Annotated in this window: 12 protein-coding genes; 6 read left to right on the top strand and 6 right to left on the bottom strand. The window is 75.9% G+C overall.

The window, feature by feature from the left end; genetic code table 11:
• Positions 1 to 15: 15 nt before the first annotated feature.
• Entirely contained in the window at positions 16 to 2,553 is a 2,538-nt protein-coding gene (locus ACOACO_RS01065) for an SCO7613 C-terminal domain-containing membrane protein (protein WP_420294406.1), read from the bottom strand.
• A gap of 106 nt (positions 2,554 to 2,659) precedes the next feature.
• Between ACOACO_RS01065 and ACOACO_RS01060 the strand changes: the two genes are divergently transcribed.
• The 3 genes from ACOACO_RS01060 to ACOACO_RS01050 all read left to right on the top strand — a co-directional run bounded on the left by ACOACO_RS01060 (position 2,660) and on the right by ACOACO_RS01050 (position 5,929).
• Positions 2,660 to 3,358, top strand: a complete 699-nt coding sequence (locus tag ACOACO_RS01060; RefSeq protein WP_420294405.1) for a dihydrofolate reductase family protein — start codon at positions 2,660 to 2,662, stop codon at positions 3,356 to 3,358.
• A 46-nt stretch (positions 3,359 to 3,404) separates the two neighbouring features.
• Complete coding sequence (locus tag ACOACO_RS01055) at positions 3,405 to 4,244, top strand: prephenate dehydratase (protein WP_420294404.1); 840 nt, start codon at positions 3,405 to 3,407, stop codon at positions 4,242 to 4,244.
• 71 nt (positions 4,245 to 4,315) lie between these two features.
• Positions 4,316 to 5,929 carry an SLC13 family permease gene (locus ACOACO_RS01050; RefSeq protein WP_420294403.1) on the top strand — a complete coding sequence of 538 codons (1,614 nt, stop codon included), beginning with the start codon at positions 4,316 to 4,318 and terminating at the stop codon, positions 5,927 to 5,929.
• Positions 5,930 to 6,563: 634 nt separating this feature from the next.
• Here ACOACO_RS01050 and ACOACO_RS01045 read toward each other — a convergent pair.
• Complete coding sequence (locus ACOACO_RS01045) at positions 6,564 to 7,031, bottom strand: MOSC domain-containing protein (protein ID WP_420294402.1); 468 nt, start codon at positions 7,029 to 7,031, stop codon at positions 6,564 to 6,566.
• Positions 7,032 to 7,089: 58 nt separating this feature from the next.
• Here ACOACO_RS01045 and ACOACO_RS01040 point away from each other — a divergent pair, with 58 nt between their 5' ends.
• Complete coding sequence (locus ACOACO_RS01040; RefSeq protein WP_420294401.1) at positions 7,090 to 7,827, top strand: DUF4184 family protein; 738 nt, start codon at positions 7,090 to 7,092, stop codon at positions 7,825 to 7,827.
• Positions 7,828 to 7,849: 22 nt separating this feature from the next.
• On the opposite strand, the gene ACOACO_RS01035 is transcribed toward ACOACO_RS01040, so the two are convergent.
• From ACOACO_RS01035 to ACOACO_RS01020, 4 genes are all read right to left on the bottom strand, one after another.
• Positions 7,850 to 8,701, bottom strand: coding sequence for a DNA-formamidopyrimidine glycosylase family protein (locus ACOACO_RS01035; RefSeq protein WP_420294400.1), 852 nt, complete (start codon positions 8,699 to 8,701; stop codon positions 7,850 to 7,852).
• On the bottom strand, positions 8,702 to 9,205 hold the full coding sequence (locus ACOACO_RS01030; RefSeq protein WP_420294399.1) for a mycothiol transferase: 504 nt from the start codon (positions 9,203 to 9,205) through the stop codon (positions 8,702 to 8,704).
• Position 9,206: 1 nt separating this feature from the next.
• Positions 9,207 to 10,142: an NADP-dependent oxidoreductase gene (locus ACOACO_RS01025; protein ID WP_420294398.1), complete on the bottom strand. Its 936-nt coding sequence runs from the start codon at positions 10,140 to 10,142 to the stop codon at positions 9,207 to 9,209.
• Positions 10,143 to 10,227: 85 nt separating this feature from the next.
• Positions 10,228 to 13,311: an efflux RND transporter permease subunit gene (locus tag ACOACO_RS01020; RefSeq protein ID WP_420294397.1), complete on the bottom strand. Its 3,084-nt coding sequence runs from the start codon at positions 13,309 to 13,311 to the stop codon at positions 10,228 to 10,230.
• Between the two features lie 97 nt (positions 13,312 to 13,408).
• Between ACOACO_RS01020 and ACOACO_RS01015 the strand changes: the two genes are divergently transcribed.
• A complete protein-coding gene (locus tag ACOACO_RS01015) occupies positions 13,409 to 13,879 on the top strand; it encodes a MarR family winged helix-turn-helix transcriptional regulator (protein WP_420294396.1) in 471 nt (156 codons plus the stop codon).
• 36 nt (positions 13,880 to 13,915) lie between these two features.
• Complete coding sequence (locus tag ACOACO_RS01010; RefSeq protein WP_420294395.1) at positions 13,916 to 14,677, top strand: GTPase domain-containing protein; 762 nt, start codon at positions 13,916 to 13,918, stop codon at positions 14,675 to 14,677.
• Positions 14,678 to 14,696 lie beyond the last annotated feature (19 nt).

Below are 14,696 nucleotides of genomic sequence, written 5' to 3'. Positions count from 1 at the left end.
GGCGACGGACTCGGCTCAGCGCAGGCGCGCGACGTACTGCCGGCCACGGCGCAGCGACTGCAGCCGGCTCTCCCAGGTGACGCCCACCGCGACGAGCACGACGCCCGCGAGGAGCATGACGAGGTACGGCGGCACCTGCGCGGCGTACGGCGCGAGCGCGCGCAGGAGCAGCAGGCTCCCGGTCACGGCGCCGGCGAGCAGCGGCGCGCTCCAGCGCAGCCGCGCCCCGCCGAGGACGAGCGCGAGGCAGGCCAGGGCGAGCAGCAGGCCACGCAGGGACGCCGGCTCGTCCAGCGCCGCCAGCAGGCTCGGCGTCAGCGCGAGCGCCAGGCCGCCCAGGAGGGTCGGCGTCGTCCGCAGCCGGGGCTCGCGCAGCAGGGCCAGCACGCCCACGGCGAGGAGCGCCACCGCGGCCGGGAGCGAGTAGGCCTCCGGGGTCGTGACGCCGGAGTCGACGAGGCGCACCCACGAGGCGAGCACCAGCAGGGCGCCACCGACCCAGGCGAGCGGACGGCGCCCGGTCCGGAGCAGGGCCGCGAGGGCGGCCCCCACCCCGAGGAGGGTGAGGTCGACGGCCAGCCACGTGCCCGCGTCGGGCTGGGACGCCGCGACGCCGAGGAGCACCACGGCCGTCGCGGCGGCGCCGAGCTCCACGGCGACCCGGCCGACGAGCGCGACCAGCAGGGCGACGACGACGGTCGTCACCGCGACCAGCGGCTGGCGGTCGGCGTCGAGCAGGTCGCCGAGCACCAGCACGGTGCCCGTCGCGGCGGGCGCCAGGACCAGGCCCGCGCCGGTGCCCACGACGACGCCGCTGGGCAGCAGGAGGGCGACGGTGCACCCCACGACGGCCAGGGCGAGCGCGCCGAGCAGCAGCTCCGGGGCAGGAGTGGCGGCGATCGTGCCGAGGCCGGTCAGGGCGGCCGCGACGCTCCACCACGGTGCCGACCGCCCGTCGCCGAGCGCGGCGACCACGACCGCGCCGGCGGCGGGCACGAGCAGCCCGAGCACGACGACGAGGAGCGGGACCGGGTAGGAGGCCGCCACCGCTGCGGCGACCAGGGTCGTGAGCAGCAGCGCGACGGGCACGTCCCCGCGGTCCCCACGTGCCGCGGGGACGTGCCGTCCGAGGGTCACGGCGAGGGCCGCGACGAGGGCGAGGGCCGCGACGGCGGCCACCCAGGGCCGGTCGAGCAGGCCCTCGGGCGGGGCCAGTCGGGTGAGGGCGTCGGTCGGGCGCGGCACGGTGAGGACGGCCCCGACGGCCCGGCTCACCACCTCCAGCAGCGCCGCGAGGGGGACGAACGTGCTCACCGCGCCGGGGCCCAGCAGGGCGGCCCGCCAGGCCGGCGGGACGACCGCCGCGGCCGCGGCGACCACGAGGAGGGCGAGGCTCCAGCCGGTGACGGCGGCGTCGAGGCCCACCGCGTGCAGGCCCAGCACGACCGCGACGGTGACCGCGGCGCCCGCGGCGGCGGCGCACACCACCCGGGCCAGGTGCGGCAGGGCGAGGACGGTCGGCGGCAGCACGGCGGGAGCGGCAGCCAGGCCGGCCGCGACGAGCAGGGGCACCACGTGGCCGGCGGACCACAGGGTGTCGAGGTGCAGGACCGCCCGGACGACGCCGACGGTGGCGAGCAGGGCCCAGGTCCCGGCGCCGGCCAACGCGGCGAGCGCCGAGAGCAGCCGGGAGGGCCGCACGGCGCCGTACGCCGCGAGGAGGGCGAGGCCCGCCGTACCACCGGCGAGACCGCTCTCGACGGGGAGGACCGCCGCGGCGCCCGCCGTGGCGAGGAGCCCGCCGAGGACGGTGCCGACCTGGGGCGCGGCGAGCAGCCCGCGGGGCGTGCCGTGGCCCGCCTCGGCCAGCCCGAGACCGACGGGCACCAGCGCGCCGCCCATGAGCAGGAGCAGCGTGCCGCCCCCGATGTCGCCCCACCAGCCCGCGGCGTCGGCGCCGCCGACGACGAGCAGCACGAGGCCGAGCGTGACGCAGGCGAACGACTCCGCGCCCGCCCGCAGCCCGCGCCGCGCGAGCGCGACGGTGCCGACGGCCGCCAGCACGGTCATCGAACCCAGCACGGCCGTGCGTCCGCCGACGCCGAGCAGGGCCCACGCGATCGCGAGGAAGACCAGCGAGCCGACCAGCAGGCAGGCCGCGCCGAGGCCGAGGAGCAGGCCCGGCACCCCGCTCTCGAGGAGGCCCGTGGAGGGCGCCGCCGGGGGAGCCGCCGCAGGACGGGGGCCCGGGGGCGCCGGCGTCGGGCGGGGGTACGGCGCGACCGTCGCACCGCCGACCCCGACCGGGACAGGGGCGGGGGCGGTGACGGGCGCGGGCGCGGATGCGGGGGCCGGTGCGGGTGCCGGCGCCGGTGCCGGGGCGGTGGCGGTGGCGCGGAGCCGGACGAGCAGGCCGTCGGCGGCGCGCAGCGTGCTGAACAGCTCGCGGGCCAGGTCGCCGCGCAGGGGGAGGCCGCAGCGGCTGCAGCCGGGGCTCCCCGCGGCGTACGGCGCGCGGCAGTCGGGGCAGCGGGTGGGATCGGCGAAGCTCATGCTCCCCATCCAGCCAGTCCGCCGCCGCGCGCGGCAGGCCGTGGGGACTCAGGTGCGTCTGAGTACGCACACCTGCCTTCGCGGACGGTCGCCTACTGTGGGCCGCGTGCGTGTACTCCTCGACCGCCGCAACCCCGCCGCCGCCGGCACCGACGACCTCGGTGACGACCAGCTGCCCGCGCTGTACGGCGTGCCGGCGGGTGGCCCGTGGCTGCGCGTCAACATGGTGAGCACCCTCGACGGGGCGGCGACCGGCGACTCGGAGCGCTCCGACTCCATCCACGACGCGGCCGACCAGCGGGTGTTCCGCGTGCTGCGGCAGCTGGCCGACGTCATCGTCGTCGGTGCCGGGACGGCGGAGGCCGAGGGCTACTCGCCGGCCGAGCGGCCGATCGTGCTCGTGAGCCGCCGTGGCCAGGTGCCCGCGGGGCTGCGCGGGGCCGAGCCCGGCCGGGTGCTCCTGGCGACCTGCGCGGCGGCCGACGGCCTGGCCGAGGCGCGCGAGGTGCTCGGCGAGGACAACGTGCTCGTGCTCGGCTCCCACAGCGTCGACCTGGTCGCGCTGCGGGAGCAGCTCGTGGAGCAGGGGTTCGTGCACCTGCTCGCCGAGGGCGGCCCCCACCTGCTGCGCGACCTCCTGGCGAGCCGTGTCGCCGACGAGCTGTGCGCCACGTTCGTGCCGCGGATCGTCGCCGGCGAGCGCCCGCGCATCACGGCCGGTCCGCCGGTCGACGCGGCCCTCGACCTGCAGCTGCTCCTCGAGGCGGACAGCACGCTGCTGGGCCGCTGGTCCGTCCGCCGCTGACGCTCGCGTCGACGGTGCGTCCGCGCCGGTGCGAGGATGACCGACCGTGACTGTCCGACGGATCGCGTACCAGGGTGAGCCCGGCTCCAACTCCCACATCGTGTGCCAGCGGCACTACGCCGACCTGGAGTCGGTGCCGTGCGCCTCGTTCGAGGAGGTCTTCGCGGTCGTCGAGCGCGGCGACGCCGACCTGGCGCTCATCCCGATCGACAACACGCTCGCGGGGCGCGTCGCCGACATCCACCACTTCCTGCCGACGACGAGCCTCCACATCATCGCGGAGCACTTCCTGCGCATCCAGTTCCACCTGATGGCGGTGCCGGGCGCGACGACGGAGACGATCCGCACCGTCCACAGCCACGTGCACGCGCTCGGGCAGTGCCGCCGGATCATCGCGGCCCACGGCTGGACGCCGATGATCTCGGGCGACACCGCCGGCGCCGCCCGCGAGGTGGCGGAGTCCGGCGACCCCACGCAGGCCGCGCTCGCCCCGCCGCTGGCCGCCGACATCTACGGCCTCGAGGTGCTGGCGACCGACGTCGAGGACGAGGACCACAACACCACCCGGTTCGTGGTGCTCTCCCCGTCGTACGACGAGGCGCCCGCGGGCAACGGGCCGGTCGTGACGACCTTCGTGTTCAACGTGCGCAACCTGCCGGCCGCCCTCTACAAGGCGCTCGGCGGGTTCGCCACGAACGGGGTGAACATGACGAAGCTGGAGTCCTACATGGTCGACGGGGAGTTCATCGCCACCCAGTTCCTCGCCGAGGTGGACGGGCACCCGGCCGATCCGGGGCTGGCCCGGGCACTCGAGGAGCTGTCGTTCTTCACCACCGACGTGAAGGTCCTGGGCGTCTACCCGGCCGACGCGTACCGGGCGGGCTGAGCGCCGTACCCCGCCGTGGCCGGCGCTGCCGGTAGTGTGACGCGCACCACACGTCTCGGAGGGGAGCTCGCATGACAGCCACCCAGGACGGCCGCTCCGGCCAGCGCACCGACGTCGACAAGGCGTTCCTCGACACCGCGACCTACCGCAGTCTCGGCGAGCAGCACCTGTCGCCGCGCGAGGAGCGGTTCGAGAAGGGGCGGCGCACGGCCGGGCTCGTGCTCGCGCCGCTGCTCGGGGTGGTCTTCTGGCTGCTGCCGACGGGGCTCGAGGGCGACCAGCACCTGCTGGCGGCGATCCTGCTCGGCGTCATCGTGCTGTGGGTGACCGAGCCGGTGCCGATCCCGATCGGGGGCTTCCTGGGCATCGCGGCGATCGTCGTGCTCGGGGTGGCCTCGGCCGACGAGGCGTTGGCGCCCTTCGGGTCGTCGACGGTCTTCACCTTCATCGGGGCGTTCATCCTGGCCCAGGCGATGCTCAAGCACGGGGTGGCGCGGCGCTTCGCGATCTTCGTGCTGAGCCTGCCCGGCGTCGGACGCTCGACGTTCCGCGTCGTCATCGCCTTCGGCGCCATCACCGCGCTGCTCTCGGCCTTCGTCTCCAACACCGCGACGGTCGCGATGCTCCTGCCCACCGCGATCGGCATCCTCACGGTCATCGCGAAGCTGATGCAGGACCGCGGGGAGGTCGCGGCCGACTTCGACCCCCTGCGCCTGCGGGTCGGTGCCGCGCTGATGCTCATGCTGGCCTACGGCGCGAGCGTCGGCGGCCTGCTCACCCCCGTCGGCTCGCCGCCCAACCTCATCGGCCGCGGCCTCATCGAGGAGGCGACGGGCGAGCGCATCTCGTTCCTCGACTGGATGATGATGGCGGCGCCGATCTGCGGGGTGATGTTCGTGGCCCTCGCCGTGGTCGTCCTGCTCCTCAACCGCCCGGAGACCCGTCGCCTCGAGGGGGTCGAGGAGTACGTCGCGGCCGAGCGGGCGCGGCTGGGCCGCTTCTCGGTCGCCGAGCGCAACACCCTCGTGGCGTTCGCCGTCACCGTCACCCTCTGGATCACGCCGGGCGTCGTCGCCCTCGTCGCGGGCACGGACTCCGGCGTCTACACCACGGTGAGCGACCGGCTCGACGAGGGCGTCGTGGCGATCCTCGGGGCCTCCCTGCTGTTCCTGCTGCCCACCCGCTGGGCCGAGCGCGAGTTCACCCTGCGCTGGAGCGACGCCGCCAAGATCGACTGGGGCACGGTCGTGCTCTTCGGCACCGGCATCATCTTCGGCAGCCTGCTGGAGTCCTCCGGGCTCGCCGAGACCATCGGCAACGGGGCCTCGGACCGCCTGGGTCTCGCCAGCACGTTCTGGATCACCGCGTTCGCGGTCGTGCTGGCCATCGTCGTCTCGGAGACGACCAGCAACACGGCGTCGGCCGCGGTGGTGGTGCCGATCATCATCCCCATCGCGGTGGCCGCCGGGATCAACCCGTTCGTGCCCGCGCTGGCGGCGACATTCGCCGCGTCGTTCGGCTTCATGCTGCCGGTCTCCACGCCGCAGAACGCGGTCGTCTACGGCTCCGGCACCGTGCCGATCACGCGGATGATCCGCACCGGCGTCTCGTTCGACGTGCTCGGCGCGGTCCTCATCATCCTGGTCCTGCCGCTGATGGTGGGCGCGCTCGGGCTGGGGGGCTGAGCGCGGCGCACGAGCGCGGCGACGGCGAGCGCCACCGCGAGGGTCAGCGCGCCCAGCAGGGCGACGCTGCCGGCGAACGCGGCGGTACGGCGGGGGTCGAGGGCGTCGTACACGGCGAGGTCCCCCGCGACGTACCAGGTCAGGTAGGCCGCCGGCGGCAGGAGCCACGACGGGGCGTGCCAGCGGCGGGGGGCCGGGGAGCGTGCCACCAGGAGGTGGTCGATCGTCACCAGGGCGGGCGTGAGCACGTGCTCGAACAACGAGTACGGGTCGGTGAGGTTGTCGTTCTGCATCGGCAGGTAGGCCAGCGCGACGAGCAGCACCGCGGTGGTCAGCGCCCCGCGCAGCCAGCCGCTGCGGGGCTCCGGGCGGCCGGTGACGTGGGGGAGGGCCGCGAGCCCGAGATAGGTCGCCCCGACGGCCAGGCTGACGAGCTGGCTGAGCGCGGTCCACCACACGTCGTGCTGCAGCGCGGCGAGCACCACCCCTGTCAGGGCGGAGGCCGCGACGGCGAGGCGCCAGGCGGTGAGGGCGGGGGAGACCACCTGCCCACCGTGCCACGTTCACCCTGAGGTCACCCCCCGTTCACCCGAACTCGTGGGGGACGACGGGTCGCCCGACCGGGCGCGGAGGCTCAGAACAGCTGGTCGTCGCGCGGCGGGTCGAGGTCGCAGGTGTCGCCGATGCGCACCGTGCCGGAGTCCAGCAGCCGGCACACCACGCCCCCGCGCCGACGCAGGGCGACGGCGCCGCCGGGCCCGAGCTCGTCCTCCATGATCCGGCAGGGCGCGGCGACGCGCAGCACCTCGAGGTCCAGGTTCGCCAGCCGCAGGCGCGCGCCGGGCGTCGTCGGCAGCGGGCCGTGGTCGAGGGTGATGTTGCGGCGGGTGCGGTCGGGGGTGACCGGCCGGCCCAGCCGCTCGGTCGCCACCGCCAGGTCCTCGGCGGTCTGCACGGTGACGTGGCGCGAACGGGCGCCGAAGAACCGGTCGCCCACGATGCCGCGGCCGCCGACGAGCTCGAGCGCGTCGACCGCCCGCATGGGCGTGCGGTGGGCGGGGGCGAGGTGGAGTGCGACGACGGTCGCCGTGGGCGACGGCACCGATCGATCGTAGCCAGCGGGCGGGTGGGGCGGCCGCACGCCGCCTACCCTCGGCCCCGTGCCGATCACCGTCGCCCACCCGGCCGTCGTGCTGCCGCTGCGTCTGCTCGGCCTGCCGCTGACGCCGCTCGTGGTGGGGGCGACCGTCCCCGACCTCGGGCTGTACGTCGGGGCCCGCGACGTCTACGGGTTCGCGCACTCGCCGCTCGGCCTGCTGACGTGGGCGCCGGTGGTCACCGTCGTGGTGGTGGCCCTCTGGTTCACGGTGGTACGCGACGCCCTCGTGGGCCTGGCGCCGGCCGCGGTGCGGGCCCGGCTCGACCCGCACGTGCGCCTGGGGCGCCGCGGGTGGGCGTGGGTGCCGATCGGCGGGGTGGTCGGCGCCGTGACGCACGTGGCCTGGGACTCCTTCACCCACCCCGGTCGCTGGGGGTGGGAGAACGTGGCCTGGCTCGCGGAGCAGCACGGTCCGCTGCCGGGCGGGAAGTGGCTGCAGTACGGCTCCGGCGTCACCGGGATGGTCGTGGTCGCGGTGGCCGCCGTCGTGTGGCTCGCCCGCCGGCCGGTGCGCGCGGAGGTCCCGCCCCGGGCGACCCGGCTGCCCCTGCTGGAGGTCGCGGTCGGGGCGGCCGCCCTGGTGGCGGTGGGCACCGCCGTACGACGGGTGCCCGAGGGCCTGCACGCCGTGGCGTTCGACGGGGTGGTGGCGGGGTGCGTGGCGCTCGTGGTCGCGCTGCTCGTCGCCACGGCGGGGTGGCACGCGGCGCGGGTGCGCGGCGTACCGGATCGGCGCTAGCCGCCGGGGCCGCCGGGGTCCCTCAGACCTGCTCCTGCGGGCACCACCACGTGGTGCGCCCGCCGACGGTGCCGCGGGTCATCGCCGCGCCGCAGCGCGGGCAGTGCGCCCCCGCCCGCCGGTGCGGCACGACCTCGCCGGTGTGCACGCCGCCGTGCTCGATCGCGGCGCGGGTGCAGCGCCGCAGCACGCGGCGCAGGTGGTCCAGCCGGTCGTCGTCGAGGTCGCCCGCTGGGCGGAGCGGGCTGATGCCCGCCTGCCACAGGGTCTCGTCGGCCAGCAGGTTGCCGATGCCCGCCACGCATCCCTGGTCCAGCAGCCGCGCCTTGAGCGGGGCGGTGCCGCGGCCGACGCGGGCGCGGAACTCCTCGCGGCCGACCTCGGCGGCGTCGGGTCCCAGCGCCGACAGGTCGGGGTCGAGGCGCACCCGGCCGAGGCGGCGCGGGTCGAGCAGGCGCAGGCTGCCGCCGTCGGCGAAGCGCAGGGTGAAGCGGAACCACTCCTCCCTGCGGCGGTCGCCGGTGCGGCCGGCGTAGTCGCCGCCCTCCTGCTCCTCGCCGCCCTCGGCCTCGGGGCGCTCGCGCACGAGGATCCGCCCGCTCATCCCGAGGTGGAGCCCGAGCACGGGCCCCTCGGCGCCGCTACCCCCGCCGGCGCCGGCGTCACCCTCGCGGGCCGAGGTGGTGCACCACATCGACTTGCCGCGCCGGTGCGCGGCCACGAGCGTGCGCCCGAGCAGCGCCTCGCGGATCTCGCCGGGCGCGTGCGGGCGGCACTCCCAGGTGTCGCTGTCGTCGACGTCGACGATCCGCCGGCCCAGGGCGCCGCGCTCCACGACGGCGCGGGCCGACTCGACCTCCGGCAGCTCCGGCACCTAGAGGCCCAGCAGCCCGCGGACGTACGCCGCCTGGCCCGCGTGCTGCGTCCCGTCGTCGACGACGCTGACGAGCCGGACCCCGAGGGTGACCGGCGGGTCCCAGCGCTCGTCCACGACGCGGTCGAGCGCCTCGGGGGTGAGCGAGCGGAGGAAGGTGGTGCTCGCCTCGTGGGTGGCCCGCAGGTACGCCGTCAGGTCGGCCTCGCTCGCCCGCACCTGCCCGACCTGCTCGCTGCTGTGGCCGTAGCCCGTGTCGGCGTCGTCGAGCGGCAGGGCGAAGCGGGCGGCGTACCCCTGCTCGGTCCACACCTGCGAGGTGCCGGCGACCTCGGCGACGTGGTCGTCCTGCACGCGGGTCAGGTGCCACACGAGCCAGGCGATCGAGTTCGCGTCCGGGGCGGGGCGGGCGGCGAGCTGGTCCTCGTCGAGGCCCTCGACCGCGGCGGTGGCGTTCTCGAGCACGCGCCCGTAGGCCTCGATGAGCAGGTCGGCGGGGGTCATGTCAGTCCTCCTGGGGGATGGTGACGGCGATCTTGCCGCGGGTGCGGCCCTCCTCCGAGGCGCGGTGCGCCTCGGCGATCTCCTCGAGCGGGTACGTCGCGGCGAGGTCGACGCGGAACCGGCCGGCGTCGACGAGGGCCCGCAGCTCGTCGAGGTGGGCGCGCTCGGGGCGCACGAAGACGTAGTGCCCGCCGAGCCGCGCGACGGTTGCGTCGTCGACGACGGAGGCGATGCGGGCGGGGTCGCGCACCTGCTGCGGTGCGTCCTCGAGGGCCTCGCCGCCGACGAGGTCCAGCACGGCGTCGACGGGGGCCGAGAGCTGGGCGCTGACCGGGCCGGCCGAGTGGTCGACCACCTCGCTGACACCGAGGTCGCGCAGCAGGTCGTGGTTGTCGGGCCGGGCGGTGCCGACCACCACGGCGCCCCGGGCGAGCGCGATCTGCACCGCGAACTGGCCCACGCCCCCGGCGGCGGCGTGCACCAGCAGCCGCTCGCCCGCCTGCACGTCGAGCGCCTCGACCACGGTCTGCCAGGCCGTGAGCCCGGCGAGGGGCACGGCGGCGGCCTCGGCGAAGGAGAGCCCGGCGGGCTTCAGCGCGACGGTGCGCTGGGGCGCCGGCACGAGCTGCGCGGCGGTGCCGAACGCGAGGTCGTCGCGGCGCACGTAGCCCCAGACCTCGTCGCCGGGGCGGAGGCCGGTGCGGACCGCGGGGCCCACCGCCTCGACCACGCCGGCGACGTCCCAGCCCGGGATGATCGGGAGGTGGTGGGGGAAGGCGCCCCGCAGGTAGCCCTCCCGCACCTTCCAGTCGACCGGGTTGACGCTCGTCGCGTGGGCCCGCACCAGCACGACGTCCGGCCCCACCGGCGGGTCGTCGACCTCCCGCACGCTGATGACGCCCGCGTCGCCGAACTCGTCGTACACCGCTGCTCGCACCCTCGGCCTCCTCGCTCCCGCCCCGGCGGTCGGGGCGCTCCCCGCCATCGTGGCGCGGGAGGCAAGGAGGCCGGGCCGGCCCGCGTCAGGCGGGGGCCGCGGCGTCCTCGTGCCGGCCGTGCCGGCGCTCCCGCCGCCGGCGACGCCGCTCGGCCCCGCGCTCCTTGCGGCGCTCGACCAGCAGGTAGAGCGCCGGGACGAGCAGGAGGGTCAGCAGGGTCGAGGACAGCAGCCCGCCGATCACGACGATCGCCAGCGGCTGGGAGATGAACGCGCTGCCGCCCGTCACGCCGAACGCCATCGGCGTCAGCGCCAGCACCGTCGCGAGCGCCGTCATCACGATGGGCCGCACGCGCTTGCCGCCGCCCTCGCGCACCGCCTCGACGATGCCGGCCCCCGCCTCGCGGCGCTGGTTCACGAGGTCGATGAGCACGATCGCGTTGGTCACCACGATGCCGATGAGCATGAGCGCGCCGATGAGGGAGGGCACGCCGAGCGGGATGCCCGTGACGGCGAGCAGCAGCATCGCGCCGGTCGCGGCGAACGGCACCGAGACGAGCAGGATGAGCGGCTGCACCAGGGAGCGGAACGTGCCCACCATGACGACGTAGACGATCGCGATCGCGATGAGCAGCGCGAGCCCGAGCTGGGCGAACGCCTCCGCCTGGTCCTCCGAGACGCCGCCGAGGGAGACCTCCGTGCCCTCCGGCAGGTCGACGTCGTCGAGGACGGCCTGGACGTCGGCGGTGACCGACCCCAGGTCGTCCGCCGCCGGCTCGGCGGTGATGGTCACGGTGCGCTCGCCGTCGGCGCGGGTGATCGCCGTGGCGACCTGCTCCTCGCGGAGCTCGGCGACCTGGCCGAGCGTGGTGCCCTCGCCGACGGGCAGCTGCTCCAGCGCCTCGACCGACGTCGGCTTCTCGCCCTGAGCGATCACGACGGGCAGCTGCTGGCCGTCGACCGAGACCTGGCCGACGGGGGGCTGCGCCAGGGCGGCCGCGAGCACCTGGCCGAGGACGGTCGACGTGAGCCCGGCCGCCTCGGCCTCCGGGCGCGCCTGCACCGACAGCACGGGCTGCGCGGGCGCGGCGTCGGAGGTGACCTGGCCGATGCCGTCGACGCCCTCCAGCTCGGCGGTGACGACCTCGGCCGCCTCCACCAGGCGCGACTGGTCCGTGGCGGTGACGACGACCTCCAGCGCGGAGGCGAACCCGGCGTCGCCGGCCGCGACCGTGATGTCGCCGTCCGCGTCGGCCAGGTCGTCGGTCAGCCGGTCGGCGACGGCCTCGGCGTCGGCCTCCTCGTCGAGGGTGACGGCGAACGACGCCGAGCCACCCGCCCCGAACGCCGCGGCCGCCGGGTCGGCGGACCCGACCGAGGTCTGCACGCTCTCGATGTCGTCGGCGCCGACCAGCACCTCCTCGACCGTGCGGGCCGCCTCGTCGCGCCGCGCGAGGCTGGCGCCGGGCTCGAGGTCCTGGGTGACGGTGAGCGTGTTCTGCCCGCTGCTGCCGAGGAAGCTGGTCGCGATGAACGGGGTGAGCCCGAGGGTGGCGACCAGCACGACCACGGCCGCGCCGACGGTGGTCCACGGTCGCCGCACGACCCAGCGCACGGCGGGGTCGTAGGCGCGGCGCAGCCAGGTGCGCTCCTCCTTCGCCTCGGCCTCCGCCTGCACGACGGCCACGTCCACCGGGCTCGCGGGCGAGGCCAGGAACCAGTAGGCGAGCACCGGCACGATCGTCAGCGCGACGAGCAGGGACGCCAGCAGCGCCAGTGCCACCGTCACCGCGAAGGGCCGGAACAGCTCGCCCACCTGGCCGCCGACGACGCCGATGGGCAGGAACACGGCCGCGGTGGCCAGCGTCGAGGACGTGATGGCCCCGCCGACCTCGCGCACCGCCGTGGTGATCGCGGTGACCTTGGGCTCGCCGTACGACAGGTGGCGCTTGATGTTCTCGATGACGACGATCGAGTCGTCGACGACGCGGCCGATCGCGACCGTCAGCGCGCCCAGCGTCAGGATGTTGAGGGTGTAGTCGCCCAGGCGCAGCCCGATGAGGGTGACCAGCAGCGACAGCGGGATGGAGATCGCGGTGACGAGCGTCGAGCGCACCGAGAAGAGGAACACGAGGATCACCAGCACGGCGAAGAACAGGCCGAGCCCGCCCTCCGTCGTCAGGTCCTCGACCGACTTCTCGATGAAGGGCGCCTGGTCGAACGCGACCGTGAACTCGGTGCCGTCGCCGAGGTCCTCCTCGAGCTCCGGGACCAGGTCGGCGACCGCGTGCGAGATGTCGACGGTGTTGCCGTCGGGGGTCTTGGTGATCGCGACCGCGAGGCTCGGCTCACCGTCGGTGCGCGAGTACGACGTGGCCGCCGCCTCGGTGACCTGCACCTGGGCCAGCCGGCCGAGCGGCGCCGTACCGCCCGCGGGCAGCGGGACCGGGACGGCCTGCAGCTCCTCGAGCGTCGCGGGGGTGGTGCCGACCTGGACGGACAGGGCCTGGTCGCCGGCCTCGAGGTTGCCCGCGGGCACGAGCGAGGCGTTGGTGCCGAGCGCCTCGGCGACGGAGGCGCCGGTGACGCCCTGGGCGAGGGCCTCCGGGGCGAGTGCGACCTCGACCCGGTCGGTCGGGGCGCCCGTGAGCTGCACCTGCCGGACGCCCTCGACGTCCTCGAGCTCGGGCAGCGCGAGACGCTCGAGACGCTCCGCGAGCGCGGCCGGCTCGGCGTCGGAGGTCACCGCGAGCTGCACCACGGGGAACTGGTCGAAGTCGCCGGCGAAGACGACGGGCTCGACCTCCTCGGGCAGCGTCTCCAGCCCGGAGACCGCGCTCTCGACCTGCTGCTGCGCCCGGTCGAGGTCGGTGCCGTACTCGAGCACCACCAGCACGAGCGAGGAGCCGCTGGACGAGGTGGAGTCGAGCTCGTCGAGCCCGTCGATCCCCGTCAGGGCCTCCTCGACGGGGATCGTCACCTCCTGCTCCACCGCCTCGGGCGACGCCCCGTCGTACGGCAGCACGACCCCGACGGCGGGGAACTGCAGGTTGGGGATGAGCTCCTGCTTCAGCGAGCCCGCGGAGATGACGCCGAAGAAGGCGACCATCACGGTGGCGAGGGCGACGAGCGCGCGGTTGCGCAGGGAGAAGGACGCGAGACGGCCCACGGAGGTCAGCTCCTGTGTCGGTGGCGGCGGTGGTGCGGGACCCGGCGGAGGGGTCGGCGAAGGCGGTTAGCGTCAGGCTAACCGTATCCTCGGACGGGTGAGTGACCGTCAGGTGGACATCGATGCGGTCGAGGGCATCGCGCTGCGCATCGAGGACCTCCTGACGGACGTCCAGGTCGACGCGGTGGTCGCCACCGAGCTGTCGATCCAGCAGCTCAAGGTGCTGATGCTCGCCGTGCACCGCAGCCCCGTCACCGCCCACGACGTCGCCGTGGCCCTGGGAGTGAGCGCCGCGACGGTCTCCGGGCTGGTCGCCCGTCTCGTCGACCGGGGCCTGCTGGTGCAGGAGCGCACGCCCCACGACCGGCGGGCCCGCCACCTCGTCGCCACCCCCGCGGGCCACGCCGCCCTCGAGCAGGTCGCGAGCACGGGCGTCGCCCACCGGCGCGAGCTGCTGCAGCGGCTCACCGACGCCGAGGTCGCCGCCCTCCGGGTCGGGATGGGCGGCCTGGAGCGCGCGCTGCGCGAGCTGGTCGGGCCGGGTACGCCGGAGCGGCCCGGCGACTAGCCGGTCGGTGCGCCGGGCTCGGGTACCGTCGACGCGATGAGCGAGCACCCCCGCGGCCCGCGCGGCCTCCGCGCCGTACCCGCCACCCTCGTCCGGGGCCGCGAGCGGCTCACCGGGGCCTTCCAGCACCGCTACCCGACCGTCGCCGTCACCGGCATGACCGGCGTCGGCAAGAGCGAGCTGGTCGACCACCTCGCGGGCCGCCCGCGCAGCGAGGAGCCGCCCGAGGCGGGCTCCGCGGTGATGGAGCGACGGGTACGCCGGGACCGGCGCCTGCGCGGCTTCCGCTTCCGGGTCGTGCCGGGGGAGAACGCGGCGACCCGGCTCGGGGCGCTCGACGAGGTCTTCCACGACGACCCCGTCGACGGCGTGCTCCACGTGGTCGCCGACGGTCACGCCACGGGCCGTCGTCCCGCGGGGACGACCGGCGCGGTCCACGTCGACCGCGAGGAGCAGCTCGCCCGCGAGCTCGAGGACTGGACCGTGACCGCGCACCGGATCGCGTCCATGGCCGTGCGCCGGCCGCGCCCGACGTGGCTCGTCGTGGTGGTGACGAAGGTCGACCTGTTCCTCGACGACGTCGACGAGGTCGTGCGGTCCTACTCGCCGGGCAGCGGCACCCCGTTCGGGGACCGGCTCGACGAGCTGCGCGCCCTGGCCGGCGCGGCCAAGCTGTCGGTCGACGTGCTGCCCGCGTGCAGCCGCCTCGAGCCGGACAGCCCGCTGGCCCCGCAGCAGCGCGACGCCTACCTCGCCGCCCTCGAGGCGCGCATGGGACAGCTCGCCGGGCACGTCTGAGGGGCCGCCCGCACGTCGC

It is taken from the genome of Nocardioides sp. CPCC 205120 (genome assembly GCF_048654585.1).
Taxonomy (GTDB): Bacteria; Actinomycetota; Actinomycetes; order Propionibacteriales; family Nocardioidaceae; genus Nocardioides.
Note: the sequence above shows the minus strand (reverse complement) of the source record. Positions and strands in the feature narration are given on the sequence as shown.

Excerpts from the sequence above, each read along its gene's own strand:
- ACOACO_RS01030 (WP_420294399.1), bottom strand. The coding sequence starts at position 9,205 with ATGACCCCCGCCGACCTGCTCATCGAGGCCTACGGGCGCGTGCTCGAG.
- ACOACO_RS01065 (WP_420294406.1), bottom strand. The coding sequence starts at position 2,553 with ATGAGCTTCGCCGATCCCACCCGCTGCCCCGACTGCCGCGCGCCGTAC.
- ACOACO_RS01010 (WP_420294395.1), top strand. The coding sequence starts at position 13,916 with ATGAGCGAGCACCCCCGCGGCCCGCGCGGCCTCCGCGCCGTACCCGCC.
- ACOACO_RS01050 (WP_420294403.1), top strand. The coding sequence starts at position 4,316 with ATGACAGCCACCCAGGACGGCCGCTCCGGCCAGCGCACCGACGTCGAC.